The organism is Pseudomonas sp. GV105, assembly GCF_003058185.1.
Taxonomy (GTDB): Bacteria; Pseudomonadota; Gammaproteobacteria; order Pseudomonadales; family Pseudomonadaceae; genus Aquipseudomonas; species Aquipseudomonas veronii.
The window spans coordinates 135,709-148,869 of sequence record NZ_QBUF01000005.1 but is presented as its reverse complement, the minus strand read 5'-3'; the positions used below and the strand labels follow the sequence as shown (position 1 = coordinate 148,869).

Here is a 13,161-nt window from a genome sequence, read left to right as displayed (position 1 = left end):
AACAACCGAAACGGGTGCGGGAGCTGTGGCGAGCGAGCTTGTTCGCTCGCCACAGGGTTGTGCCGAAGTTAGCGAACGCTGCTTTCGAAGCGGGTCACACCGGACAGTTCCAGCACCAGCTTGTCATCGACATTCAACGGCCCAACGCCAGCGGGGGTGCCGGTGAGGATCACGTCGCCGGCCTGCAGCGAGAAGCAGCCGGCCATGTACTGGATCATCGGGATGATCGGGTTGAGCATGGCCGCGCTGTTGCCATTCTGGCGCACTTCGCCGTTGATGCTCAGGCGAATGCCGATATCGGTCAGGTCCGGGAAGGTGCTGCCGACCACGAACGGCGCGATCACCGCCGCGCCGTCGAAGGACTTGGCGATTTCCCACGGCAAGCCCTTGGCTTTCAATTCGGCCTGCTTGTCGCGCAGGGTCAGGTCCAGGGCCGGGGCGAAACCGGAGATGGCATCGAGCACTTCTTCGCGGCTGGGCTTGGTCGACAGGGGTTTGCCGATCAGCACCGCAATTTCCGCTTCGTAATGCACCGAACCACGGTCGGTGGGAATGCTGAAACCGCCTTCCAGTGCCACAACGCAGCTGCCCGGCTTGATGAACAGCAACGGTTCGGTCGGTACCGGGTTATCCAGTTCCTTGGCATGTTCGGCGTAGTTACGCCCAATACACACCACTTTACCCACCGGGAAGTGGATGTTGGTGCCGTCGACATACTTGTGCTGGTAGCTCATGGAACGACTCCTTCAGGGGCGGTTAAACAGCGAAGATCTTGCCGGGGTTCATGATCCCGTTCGGGTCAAACACCGCTTTCACGGCCTTCATGTATTCGATTTCAACCGGCGAGCGGCTGTAGGTCAGGTAGTCGCGCTTGGTCATGCCCACGCCGTGTTCGGCGGAGATCGAGCCGTTGTACTTCGCCACGGTTTCGAACACCCACTTGTTCACGGTGGCGCACTTGGCAAAGAACTCATCCTTGCTCAGGTTTTCCGGCTTGAGGATGTTCAGGTGCAGGTTGCCGTCGCCGATATGGCCGAACCAGACGATCTCGAAGTCGGGGTAGTGTTCGCCGACGATCGCGTCAATTTCCTTCAAGAATGCCGGCACTTTCGATACCGTCACCGAAATGTCGTTCTTGTACGGCGTCCAGTGGGAAATAGTCTCGGAGATGTACTCGCGCAGTTTCCACAGGTTGTGCAGCTGGGTTTCGCTCTGGCTCATCACCCCGTCCAGCACCCAGCCCTGCTCGACGCAGTGCTCGAAGGTTTCCAGGGCGTGGTTGGCGACTTCTTCGGTGGTGGCTTCGAATTCCAGCAGTGCGTAGAACGGGCACTCGGTCTCGAACGGCGCCGGCACGTCACCACGGCCGAGGACTTTGGCCAGGGCCTTGTCAGAGAAAAACTCGAAAGCGGTCAGGTCCAGCTTGCTCTGGAATGCGTGCAACACCGGCATGATCGCGTCGAAGTCGGTGGTGCCGAGCACCATCGCGGTGAGGTTTTTCGGCGCACGGTCCAGGCGCATGGTGGCTTCCACCACAAAACCCAGGGTGCCTTCGGCGCCGATGAACAGCTGGCGCATGTCGTAGCCGGTGGCATTCTTGATCAGGTCGCGGTTCAGTTCCAGCACGTCGCCTTTGCCGGTGACGACCTTCATGCCGGCGACCCAGTTACGGGTCATACCGTAGCGAATGACCTTGATCCCGCCGGCATTGGTGCCGATATTGCCGCCAATCTGGCTAGAACCGGACGAAGCGAAGTCCACCGGGTAGTACAGGCCGTGCTCTTCGGCGACGTTCTGCAATTGCTTGGTGACCACGCCCGGCTGGCACTTGGCGGTGCGGTCGGTGAGGTTCACCTCGAGGATCTGGTTCATATAGTCGAACGAGACGACCACTTCACCATTGGCCGCAACGGCGGCAGCCGACAGGCCGGTACGCCCACCGGACGGCACCAGCGCGACCTTGTGCTCATTGGCCCAGCGCACGATGGCCTGCACCTGTTCAACCGTCTTGGGGAATACGATGGCAGTCGGGGCCGGGGCGAAGTGCTTGGTCCAATCCTTGCCGTAAGCCTCCAGGGAGTCGGCGTCGGTCAGCACTTTGCCGGGCTCAACCAGGGTCTTTAGCTCATCAATCAGGGCAGGATGGGTCATCGACAGAACTCTCGAACAATTCATGGTCATCCTGAGAACGCTTCACGTCGCAGGAATAGGTGTTTAGCGGGGCGCGTATGCTAGCATACCGCCCCCGTAGGACAGAGCCCAAGGGCGTTCTGCGGTGACGGCTTTCCTGCCGTCCGGGTCAGCTCTGTGCCCTGATTTACCAATACGTTTCTGTTTGACGAGTGGCTGTTGTCGTCAGGCAAGGCGCCGCGACGACTCATAGCTGGGGCTATGGGGAGGAGCGGCAACGCAGCATGACGGCAACAGACGCCGTCAAACGGGAACAGTATTGGTGAATCAGGACACATCCGGCGATCCGATTCCCTGCCATTTTTCTCCGGGATACAGGTTTACGCAGATGAGCAAGACTTCTCTCGATAAGAGCAAGATCAAGTTCCTTCTTCTGGAAGGCGTCCACCCATCGGCTGTCGAAGTTCTGAAAGCCGCCGGGTATACCAGCATTGAGTACATCACCAGTTCTCTGCCGGAAGCCCAGCTCAAGGAAAAGATCGCCGACGCGCACTTCATCGGCATTCGCTCCCGCACTCAGCTGACCGAAGAGGTCTTCGATCACGCCAAGAAACTCGTGGCGGTCGGCTGCTTCTGCATCGGCACCAACCAGGTCGACCTTAACGCAGCGCGCGAGCGCGGCATCGCGGTGTTCAACGCACCGTACTCCAACACCCGTTCCGTCGCGGAGCTGGTGCTGGCCGAGGCCATCCTGCTGCTGCGCGGCATTCCGGAGAAGAATGCCTCCTGCCACCGTGGCGGCTGGATCAAGAGCGCAGCCAACTCCTTCGAAATCCGCGGCAAGAAGCTGGGGATCATCGGTTACGGTTCAATCGGCACTCAACTGTCGGTCCTGGCCGAAAGCCTGGGCATGCAGGTGTTCTTCTACGACACCCTGACCAAGCTGCCACTGGGTAACGCCACGCAAGTGTCGAGCCTGACCGAGCTGCTGGGCATGTCCGACATCGTCACCCTGCACGTGCCGGAAACCGCTGAGACCCAGTGGATGATCGGCGAGAAGGAAATCCGCGCGATCAAGAAAGGCGGCATCCTGATCAACGCTGCCCGCGGCACCGTGGTCGAGTTGGACGCCCTGGCCGACGCGATCAAGGACAAGCACCTGATCGGCGCCGCCATCGACGTGTTCCCGGTGGAGCCACGCTCCAACGACGACATCTTCGAAAGCCCGCTGCGTGGCCTGGACAACGTGATCCTGACCCCGCACATCGGCGGCTCCACCGCTGAAGCCCAGGCCAACATTGGCCTGGAAGTCTCGGAAAAGCTGGTCAAGTACAGCGACAACGGTACGTCGGTATCCTCGGTCAACTTCCCGGAAGTGGCCCTGCCGGCTCACCCTGGCAAGCACCGTCTGCTGCACATCCACCAGAACATCCCGGGTGTGATGATGGAGATCAACAAGGTCTTCGCGGAAAACGGCATCAACATTTCCGGTCAGTTCCTGCAGACCAACGAGAAGGTCGGCTACGTGGTGATCGACGTCGACGCCGAGTACTCGGACCTGGCGCAACAGAAGCTGCAACACATCAACGGCACGATTCGTTGCCGCGTGTTGTTCTAACGCTTCAAACGCCCTACGAAAAATGGGAGGCCCGCAGGGGTCTCCCATTTTTTTGTCTGAACAAATCTTACTTGACGTTAACCGTGATCACTTTCGACGCTACAGTCGGGTTGAACTGCATGTGCAGTTTATCGCCGGCGACCAGTTGCAAGGTGTGCTTGCCAGGGGTCAGGGTCAGCTCGGTTTCGGTCTGGGCCTTGCCGAAGTGGATTACGCTGTCGGTGGCCGGGATCGGCACGCTGGCGTCGGGCAGCGCCTTCTGGTCGACCAGCAGGTGATGGTGGCCGGTGCCTGGGGTCTGGTCGGTGGCCGGGGCCAGTTTCAGACCTTCCATGCCGAACTTGACGGTGAAGGTTTTATCGACGGTGGCGCCGTCTTTCGGCGAAACGATAAACACTTTGGCATTTTCAGGTGGCGCGCTGCGAGGGATGCCGTCTGCGGCGGTCACCAACATCGAAGCACCCAATAGTACGCCGGCAATCGTTACACGAGACAAAAGGGCTTTCATTCGCTTCTCCACTTTTCTATGAAATTTGTAGGGTTATGACAACTTAGCGACTAATTGCTGTCCAAGGCACTCAACACCATAACAAAGCGATGCTGAACCGCGCCTCGCACATTCGAATTATTTAGGAGTGACCATGCGCTTTTCGCCTGGCCTGTTACTGCTGCTTCCTCTGATGAGCCCCTTGGCTCACGCCGAATTGATCGATGATGTGTTTGACCGCGGTGAACTGCGCATCGCCCTCGAGGCCAATACCCCGCCCTTCAACTTCAAGGACGGCGAGAAACTCACCGGTTTTGAAGTGGAACTCGGTGAACAACTGGCCAAAGAGATGGATGTGCGCCCCTCGTTCATCACCACCGACGACAGCGACATGCTGCCCGGCGTGGCAAGCGGCAAGTACGACGTGGCCATCAACCATATCGCTATGACTGCCGAGTTGCAGGATCAGTTCGATTTCAGTGAGCCTTATCGCGACAAGCCGGCGCTGGCCATTCCGTTCCAGAAGGGCAACCCGGCGTTCAAGGCGAGCCTGGACAATGCGCTGCAACGGGTGAAAGCCGATGGCCGGTTGAAGGCGCTGGGGCAGAAGTGGCTCGAAAGCGACACGGCGGAAGTCAAAGCACAGTAAATCAAAATGTGGGAGGGCTTGGGAGACGGGCCAGGGCTTGCGCCGCCTCAAGCAACTCCAACTCACTGAACACCAGCACCCCATGACGCTTGAGCAGCGCCGCCGTGACACCCTCGCCGCTCACCTTCACACCGCTGAAAGTGCCGTCATAGGTCAGCACATTGCCACAGGACGGGCTATTGGCCTTGAGCACGGCGATACGGATATTGTGGCGCTGCACCAGCGCCAACGCCTGGCGGGCGCCGTCGAGGAAGGCGGCGCTGAAGTCCTCGCCCGCGGCGGTCAGCACCTGGGCGCGGCCCTCCCACACGTCGATACCCTGCCCGCCCGGAATCTCAGCGGAAGGCCTGGGCGTGGGCAAACCGCCCGCCACTTCCGGGCAGATCGCAACCACGCGGCCTTCGGCCTGCCATGCCGCCAGTTGATCGAACGGCCCGCTGGCGCCGCCGTCATAGCGCACTTTGTGCCCGAGCAGGCAGCGGCTGACGAGAATTTTTTCCATGCTTAAAACGGCTCGTTACCGCGCCGACGAAACCAGCCGGTCAGCGACAGGCGCTCGCGGGTAGCAGGCAGCACTTCGTGGGGCACTTCGCCGGACAGGAACACCACCAGGCAACCTCCGCTGGGCACCACGTCGAGTTCGACGCCGTCCTTGAGGTACATGCGCAACTGGCCGCCGTGTTCCGGCAGCCACTCGTCGTTCAAGTAGATCACCGCCGAGACCGTGCGCCGGTCGTCGTCGCGAAACCGGTCCAGGTGCCTGAGGTAAAACGCCCCCGGCGGGTACATCGCGAAATGGCTTTCGAAATCCTCCAGGCCGAGGAACAAGCTGCGGTTTATCGCCAGGCGCAGGCTGTCCATCACCGTCATATAGCGGTCGCAGACGACGGCGTCGCCCTCCTCCAGCCACTGGATATGGTCGCCACGAATACCCTCGCGAATCTCCTGGGCCGGCCCGCGCCCGACCGCCGCCGGGGCCAGCTCACCTTCAGCCGCACGTTTATGGCACTCAGCCGCCAGTTCCAGGGTCAGAGCCTGGGGCAGGAAGCCGTTTTGCTGCGACCAGCCCTTTTCGGCCAGGTCGTCGACAATGCGTTGCAGCAATGGGTGATCGTGGGATATTTGCATGGCGCGCATAGTATCCATACGCCTGTGAATCCGACAGAGCCGCTGAGCGTCTGAACGCACTTTAGTCAGGTGACTGATAGGACTTCTCGACAAATCCTACGCCCGACACGGACAATAGTGGCCGACTGACAGGAGTCCATATGCGTCGTTTGTTTTTTTCCTTGCTGATGTTCTGCGTTTTGCCCGCTTGGGCAGACGGCCATGACCAGTTGTACAAGGTCGCCGGCTGGGCCGAACAACGCGCGCATTTCAATGACGCCCTCAGTGCCGCCCAGCAACGCTACCGCAACAGCCTGCCGCCAGCGGTGTACCAGGCGCTGGTCGACAACAGCAACAAGCGCTTCGCCGCCCAGGCCGTGGACCGGCGCGCCGAAGCCCAACTGCGCAAGCACCTGGCGGACCCGGCACCGGCCCTGGCGTTTTTCCAGTCGCCGCTGGGGCGCAAGATTGTCGCTGCCGAACTGCTGGCCACCCGCCGCGACCAGCTGGCAAAAAATGCCCAAGGCCTGCCGCACATCGAAGCCGACGCCACCCGCAGCCTAATCATCGGCCACCTGGCCCAGGCCCTGCCCGCCCGCGAAGCCGGCGCCGAAGTCAGCCTGGCGATCGCCGGCGTGGCGGCCGACAGCTTGAGCCAGATGATCCCCGGCCTGTTGGGCGGCGGCCAGGCCCAGGGCATGCTGGATGGACAACGCGAACGGCTGATGCAACAGATCGGCAATGACCTGAACAACACGTTGCTGTACGTCTATCGGGATTTGTCCGACCCGGAGCTGGAAGAATTCGCTACGTTTGCCGAGTCGCCGCAGGGTAAGGCGTATTACCAGGCGGCGCTTGCCGCCGTTCGCGCAGGGCTGGCGGTCGGCCAAAGCACCTCAAGCCTGGCGCAGTAGGAAATGTGGGAGGGGGCTTGCCCCCGATAGCGGTGGGTCAGTATCAGATGTGCTGACTGACACCCTGCTATCGGGGGCAAGCCCCCTCCCACATTTGGTCCGTGTTATTTCAGGTGGTCGGTGAGGTACTTGAAGTATTCCTGGCGAATCTCCGGGATCTCATTGGCCAAGTGATGCCGGCCGCGCTTGAGCATCAACACCTCCGGCTGATCGAACTTGCCCCGCAGCACCTGCAGGTTGTGCTGCCAATCCACCGTCATATCCTCTTCGCCCTGCACAATCAGCGGCCGCCGCGGGCTGCGCGGTGCGGCTTCGATTTGCCTGATCCAGCGCGCCAGTGCCCCGACCCAGGCCGTCGGCAATTGGCGCGGCTGCAAGGGGTCGGCTTCGAGGAACGGCTTGAAGGCCGGGTCATTGGTGTTTTCGCTGAACCGTCGGGCGATGCCTTTGACGAACGGCCGCAGCAGGTAATAGCTGACCTGCGACCAGCCCCACCCACGCGGACGCACCAAGGGTGAAAGCAGAAAAGTCTTACCCTGGGCCGGGCTGTCGGCGCCATGGTTGAGCAAGTGATCCACCACCACCGCACCGCCGGTGCTTTGCCCGAACAGGTGCCAGGGCCGTGGCAGGTGCAGCGCTTCGGCCTGGGCGAACAGCGCCTGCACCACGTCCTGGTACACCGCAAAATCATCGATACTGGCCCGCGCGCCGCTGGACAAGCCATGGCCCGGCAGGTCGCAGGCGATCACCACGAAACCCTGGTCCAGCGCCCAGTCGACGACGTGGCGGTACAGCCCCATATGGTCGTAGAACCCGTGGAACATGAACATCGTCGCCACCGGCACCGGCGGCCACCACACCTGGGCGACCACCGCGAACCCATCGACCTCGAACCGGCCAAGGCGGCTCACCGCCGGCACCTGGCGCGCGCGCAGGTCCAGCCCATAGAAGCGCTGATAGACCCGCGCCTCGGCGCTGAGCGGCTGCGCATCCACCAGGGGCCGCAAGCTGTCGCGCAGGTGATCGGGGTCAAAGGTGACGGGCATAAGAGGTTCCAGACTTGGGGCTTCACGCGCTGCGCAGAGGAATATCGAGCTGCGATATTCATCTGTCGGGGCAAGCATGGCAAGCTACGCGTCCTTCGAGGATTGATCTGAATGCGACAGCCCTACCGCACCACCCTGTTCGCCAGCCTGCTGCTGATCCTCTGCGCCGGCGTGTTATGGGCGGCGTATGACTGGTTCCAAGGCCGCTACCTGCGTGCCTTCAGCGAACACACGGCGGTGTTTTCCGGCGACGCCCTGCGCCTGCCCGACGACCTCGCCGGCCCCGGCCCGATCCGCCTCGTGCATTTCTGGGACCCGGCCTGCCCGTGCAACGTCGGCAACCAGCAGCACCTCGGCGAATTGATCGAGCACTACGCACCCCAGGGCGTCGAGTTCTACGCCCTGCAGAAACCCGGCAGCCACGGCCAGTTGCCCGACAACCTGCGCCAGATGAAAATCCTCAGCAGCCTGCCCGGCGCCGATCAGATACCCGCGACCCCGGCCGTGGCGATCTGGGACCGCAGCGGCAAGCTCGCGTATTTCGGGCCCTACAGCGAAGGGCTGACGTGCAACGCCAGCAACAGCTTTATCGAGCCGATCCTCAAGGCCCTTGCAGCAGGCCGCGCAGTGAATGCCACTCACACCCTGGCGGTGGGCTGCTATTGTTCGTGGCCAACCGGTTCGTAGCCCGTCGCCCCACTCTTGGTAAGGAATGTTCATGAAGCGCCTCTTGCAGGTTCTCGCGGTGCTGCTGGCGCTGGTCGCCGTCGGTGCCGGCTGGTACGTCTACAGCAAGCAACCCACCCGCCAGGGCGCCGTAACGCTGGCGAACCTGCAAGGCTCGGTCACGGTGCGCTACGACGAGCGTGGCGTACCGCATATCCGCGCCGAGAACGAGACCGACCTGTACCGCGCCCTGGGCTATGTGCATGCCCAGGACCGGCTGTTCCAGATGGAAATCATGCGACGCCTGGCGCGCGGCGAATTGGCCGAAGTGCTCGGCCCCAAGCTGCTGGACACCGACAAACTGTTCCGCAGCCTGCGCATTCGCGAGCGCTCCGCCACTTATGTGGCGCAGTTGGACCACGAGTCGGCGCACTGGAAGGCCCTGCAAGCCTATCTGGACGGGATCAACCAGTATCAGGACAACCACGCCAGCCCGATGGAGTTCGATGTGCTGGGCATCCCCAAGCGGCCGTTTACCGCCGAGGACACCATCAGCGTCGCCGGGTATATGGCCTACAGCTTTGCTGCGGCGTTTCGTACCGAACCATTGCTGACCTATGTACGCGACCAGTTGGGCAGCGATTACCTGAACGTGTTCGACCTCGCCTGGCAACCCAAGGGCGCGCTCAACCTGGCCGCCAGCGACTGGCAAAACCTCGGCGCCATCGCGGCCCTGAGTGAACAGGCCCTGGCCGACAACGGCTTGCCGCAGTTCGAAGGCAGCAACGCCTGGGCGATCAGCGGCAGCCGCACCCAGAGTGGCAAGCCGTTGCTGGCGGGTGACCCGCATATCCGCTTCTCGGTGCCGTCGGTGTGGTACGAGGCGCAGCTGTCGGCGCCGGGCTTTGAGTTGTACGGCTATCACAACGCGCTGGTGCCGGTGGCGTTCCTGGGGCACAACCTGGATTTCGGCTGGAGCCTGACCATGTTCCAGAACGACGACCTCGACCTGATCGCCGAGCAGGTCAATCCGGACAACGCCAACCAGGTCTGGTACCACGGCCAATGGGTCGACATGACCCGCAGCGAGCAACAGATCGCGGTCAAGGGCCAGGCACCGGTCACCTTGACCCTGCGCCAATCGCCCCACGGCCCGATCATCAATGACGTGCTCGGCGAGAACGCCGGCAAGACGCCGATCGCGATGTGGTGGGCGTTCCTCGACACCCAGAACCCGATCCTCGAAGGGTTCTACCAGCTCAACCGCGCCGACACCCTGGCCAAGGCCCGTGCCGCGGCAGCCAAGGTGTCGGCGCCGGGGCTGAACATTGTGTGGGCGAATGCCCAGGGCGATATCGGCTGGTGGGCGGCGGCGCAGTTGCCGATCCGCCCGGCCGGCGTCAACCCCGGGTTTATCCTCGACGGCAGCACGGCCCAGGCCGACAAGCTGGGCTTCTACCCGTTCAGCGCCAACCCCCAGGAAGAAAACCCGGCGCGTGGCTATGTGGTGTCGGCCAATGCGCAGCCGGTGTCGCCCAGCGGCATGGAGATCCCCGGCTATTACAACCTGGCCGACCGTGGCCAGCAGTTGAACGCGCAGTTGAGCGACAAGCGCGTGAAGTGGGACGTGAACAACAGCCAGGCCCTGCAACTGGGCACCACCACCGCCTTCGGCCCGCGCCTGCTGGCACCGCTGTTGCCGGTGCTGCGCGAGGTGGTCAAGGACCCGGCGCAGTTGCAACTGGTGGAGCAACTGGCGGCCTGGAAAGGCGATTATCCGCTGGACTCCACCAGCGCCACGCTGTTCAACCAGTTCCTGTTCAACCTGGCTGACGCGGCCTTCCACCCGAAACTCGGCGACGCCATGTTCAAGACCCTGCTCAGCACGCGGGTGATCGATGCGGCGTTGCCCCGCCTGGCCGCGAGCCCGGATTCGCCCTGGTGGAACGGCAAGCGTGCCGACACCGTCAAGCTCGCCTGGGACAACAGCCTCGCGCACCTCAAGGCGACCTTCGGCGATGACCCGGGCCAATGGCAGTGGGGCAAGGCCCATACGCTGACCCACGGCCACCCGCTGGGTTCGCAGAAACCGTTGGACCGGCTCGTCAACGTCGGCCCCTTCCCCGCCCCGGGCAGCCACGAAGTGCCGAACAACCAGTCAGCCAATATCGGCCCGGCGCCATGGCCGGTGACCTACGGCCCGTCGACCCGGCGCCTGATCGACTTCGCCGACGTGCCCCACGCGCTGACTATCAACCCGGTGGGGCAAAGCGGTGTGCCGTTCGACAAGCACTATGGGGACCAGGCGGAAACGTATATCGAGGGCGGCTATGAGCAGGCGCATTTCAGCGACGAGGAAATCACGGCCAATACGCGCGGTACGCTGAAGCTGCTGCCAGCCCGCTGACCGCCTGGAACGCGGTCAAAATGTGGGAGGGGGCTTGTATCTGCGGTGTTGCCCCTACACCGGCGCGGCGAAGTTGAGCCGGAACTGTTGCGGCGTCACCCCCAGTCGGCGGTTGAACACGCTGCGCATGTGCTGGGCATCGCGAAACCCGCATTGATAGGCCACGGTCTTGAGCGGTGCGCGGCTGCTTTCGAGCATCACCCGCGCCGCATCCACTCGCGCCCGCTCGACGAACTCCGCCGGGGTGATCCGCGCTTCACGGGCGAACACCCGGGAGAAGTTGCGCGCACTCATATTGGCCGCGTTGGCCAGGTCCGCGATGGTCAGGTCGCCGGTCAGGTTCGCCAGCACATACACTTGCACCAGCGCCACCGCCGAGGTGGTTTCGGCGTGGGGAGTGAGGAACGGGCTGAACTGCGACTGCCCGCCCGCACGCTGGGTGAACACCACCAAGCGCTTGGCCACGCTCAACGCCACTTCCGGCCCGTGGTCCTGGGCCAGCAGGTACAGCGACAGGTCGATCCCCGCCGTGACCCCGGCCGAGGTGTAGAGGTTGCCGTCCTGCATATAGAGATGGTCGGCCTCGACCCGGGTGCTGGGGCACAACCGCGCCAGGTCGGCGGCATCGCCCCAATGGGTGGTGACGGTTTTCCCGTCGAGCAGGCCGGCGCGGGCCAGTATGAAAGCGCCGTTGCAAATCGAACCGAAGCGCTGCGCCCGCGCCGCGGCCCCGCGCAGCCAATCATCGAAGTGCGCGCCGAAATCCTCGAAAGGCAACTGCGGCCCGCCGGCGACCAGAAGCAGGTCATAGGCTTGCAACGCTTCGCGGTAATGCCGATGGGCCTGCAACGACAGGCCGTTGGAACAGGCCATATTGCCGTGGTCCAGGCCGATCACGTCCAACTGGTACTGGTCGTCGGGCGACAGGAAACGGTTCGCTTCGCAGAACACATCCAGCGGGCCGGTCACGTCCAGTGACTGGACGCCGGGGAAAATCAGAATGCCGACGGTCTTGCTCATGAACAGGCACACCTTTACCTAACCGGATAAACACAGAACCCTTGTGGGAGGGGGCAAACGCCCTTCCACCTTTGGATTTTCGCAGGCTTCAAGGGCGATATCGCCAGCTACACCCTAGCCGACTTTCACTTGGCACGATGTAGCAGCACATTGGCCGACATCGCACCCTCGCTGCGATAGCCCCTTCCCCGGCGCGCGACCAGACTGGCTGCCTCGGCGCCACCCCGGCGCTTTCTTGCGGAGAACGACCATGAGCACCAGCATCGCCGGCATCAAGATCCCGGACAGCGCCCTGGCCAGGGCCACCACCGACTACATCCGCGATATCGAATCCGACCTGCTCTACCACCACTCGCGCCGGGTGTTTCTGTTCGGTGCGTTGAGCGGTGAGCGCAAGCAACTGGCCTATAACCCGGAGCTGCTTTACGTCGGCGCGATGTTCCATGACCTGGGCCTGGTCGAAGGCCATCGCAGCGACGACCAGCGTTTCGAAGTCGACGGCGCCAACGCGGCGGCGGACTTCCTCAAGCCGCATGGGCTGAGCGATGACGACATCGAACAGGTGTGGCTGTCCATCGCACTGCACACCACGCCGGGCGTGCCACAGCATCTGCGGCCGACCGTGGCGCTGGTCACCGCCGGCGTCGAGATGGACGTGCTGGGCATGGACTACGCCGCATTTACCCCCGTGCAGCGCGAAGCCGTGGTGCATGCACATCCACGCGGTGAAGGGTTCAAGGAATGCATCATCTGCGCGTTCGCCGACGGCTTGCGCCATCGCCCGCTGACCACGTTCGGCAACGTGAAGACCGATGTGCTGGTGGATCAGGAGCCGGGGTTCAAGCCGATGAACTTTGTCGAGGTGATTCGCCAGTCGCCGTGGACGGCCTGATCAACCTGGAACGCGGTCAAAATGTGGGAGGGGGCTTGCCCCCGATGGCGGTGGATCAGTCACAGCTTCAGTGACTGACACTCTGCTATCGGGGGCAAGCCCCCTCCCACATTTGCACCGTGTCGGCCGTTAGACCGGCGCAGGCGCCCGACGCTTGTCCGGCTGCTGCCAGCCATCGGCTGGCCGCTTCTTCGATCGACAGGTCCAGCTCGCGCAAGCGCGCCG

At 62.8% G+C, this 13,161-nt stretch carries 13 protein-coding genes; 6 read left to right on the top strand and 7 right to left on the bottom strand.

Translation table 11 applies throughout. The annotated features are described in order from the left end of the window. Nucleotides 1-68: 68 nt before the first annotated feature. Entirely contained in the window at nucleotides 69-734 is a 666-nt protein-coding gene (locus C8K66_RS11310) for a fumarylacetoacetate hydrolase family protein (protein ID WP_108524854.1), read from the bottom strand. Between the two features lie 22 nt (nucleotides 735-756). Then, nucleotides 757-2,151 (bottom strand): FAD-binding oxidoreductase, encoded by a 1,395-nt coding sequence (locus C8K66_RS11305; RefSeq protein ID WP_046381725.1) that lies wholly within the window; start codon nucleotides 2,149-2,151, stop codon nucleotides 757-759. Between the two features lie 367 nt (nucleotides 2,152-2,518). Here C8K66_RS11305 and serA point away from each other — a divergent pair, with 367 nt between their 5' ends. Next, nucleotides 2,519-3,748, top strand: coding sequence for a phosphoglycerate dehydrogenase (serA, locus tag C8K66_RS11295; protein WP_017845066.1), 1,230 nt, complete (start codon nucleotides 2,519-2,521; stop codon nucleotides 3,746-3,748). Between the two features lie 67 nt (nucleotides 3,749-3,815). Here serA and C8K66_RS11290 read toward each other — a convergent pair whose 3' ends face one another. Continuing rightward, nucleotides 3,816-4,256, bottom strand: a complete 441-nt coding sequence (locus tag C8K66_RS11290) for a DUF4399 domain-containing protein (RefSeq protein ID WP_046381724.1) — start codon at nucleotides 4,254-4,256, stop codon at nucleotides 3,816-3,818. Between the two features lie 133 nt (nucleotides 4,257-4,389). Here C8K66_RS11290 and C8K66_RS11285 point away from each other — a divergent pair, with 133 nt between their 5' ends. Further along, complete coding sequence (locus tag C8K66_RS11285; protein WP_046381723.1) at nucleotides 4,390-4,884, top strand: transporter substrate-binding domain-containing protein; 495 nt, start codon at nucleotides 4,390-4,392, stop codon at nucleotides 4,882-4,884. A 1-nt stretch (nucleotide 4,885) separates the two neighbouring features. On the opposite strand, the gene C8K66_RS11280 is transcribed toward C8K66_RS11285, so the two are convergent. Beyond that, on the bottom strand, nucleotides 4,886-5,386 hold the full coding sequence (locus C8K66_RS11280) for a DUF523 domain-containing protein (RefSeq protein WP_079444887.1): 501 nt from the start codon (nucleotides 5,384-5,386) through the stop codon (nucleotides 4,886-4,888). A 2-nt stretch (nucleotides 5,387-5,388) separates the two neighbouring features. Further along, complete coding sequence (locus C8K66_RS11275) at nucleotides 5,389-6,021, bottom strand: 2OG-Fe(II) oxygenase (protein ID WP_108524852.1); 633 nt, start codon at nucleotides 6,019-6,021, stop codon at nucleotides 5,389-5,391. A 131-nt stretch (nucleotides 6,022-6,152) separates the two neighbouring features. On the opposite strand from C8K66_RS11275, the gene C8K66_RS11270 reads away from it, so the two are divergent. After that, the gene (locus C8K66_RS11270; protein ID WP_017845071.1) at nucleotides 6,153-6,905 is read left to right on the top strand and encodes a DUF2059 domain-containing protein; all 753 of its coding nucleotides are present in this window, start codon (nucleotides 6,153-6,155) and stop codon (nucleotides 6,903-6,905) included. 104 nt (nucleotides 6,906-7,009) lie between these two features. Here the strand turns inward: C8K66_RS11270 and C8K66_RS11265 are convergent, their stop codons facing one another. Then, nucleotides 7,010-7,951: an alpha/beta hydrolase gene (locus C8K66_RS11265; protein WP_046381721.1), complete on the bottom strand. Its 942-nt coding sequence runs from the start codon at nucleotides 7,949-7,951 to the stop codon at nucleotides 7,010-7,012. 111 nt (nucleotides 7,952-8,062) lie between these two features. On the opposite strand from C8K66_RS11265, the gene C8K66_RS11260 reads away from it, so the two are divergent. Continuing rightward, nucleotides 8,063-8,638 carry a DUF6436 domain-containing protein gene (locus C8K66_RS11260; protein WP_046381720.1) on the top strand — a complete coding sequence of 192 codons (576 nt, stop codon included), beginning with the start codon at nucleotides 8,063-8,065 and terminating at the stop codon, nucleotides 8,636-8,638. A gap of 31 nt (nucleotides 8,639-8,669) precedes the next feature. Then, nucleotides 8,670-11,024: a penicillin acylase family protein gene (locus C8K66_RS11255; protein ID WP_108524850.1), complete on the top strand. Its 2,355-nt coding sequence runs from the start codon at nucleotides 8,670-8,672 to the stop codon at nucleotides 11,022-11,024. Nucleotides 11,025-11,078: 54 nt separating this feature from the next. On the opposite strand, the gene C8K66_RS11250 is transcribed toward C8K66_RS11255, so the two are convergent. Then, entirely contained in the window at nucleotides 11,079-12,044 is a 966-nt protein-coding gene (locus C8K66_RS11250; protein ID WP_108524848.1) for a GlxA family transcriptional regulator, read from the bottom strand. 250 nt (nucleotides 12,045-12,294) lie between these two features. Between C8K66_RS11250 and C8K66_RS11245 the strand changes: the two genes are divergently transcribed. After that, entirely contained in the window at nucleotides 12,295-12,936 is a 642-nt protein-coding gene (locus C8K66_RS11245) for an HD domain-containing protein (protein WP_108524846.1), read from the top strand. The last annotated feature ends 225 nt before the right edge of the window (nucleotides 12,937-13,161 follow it).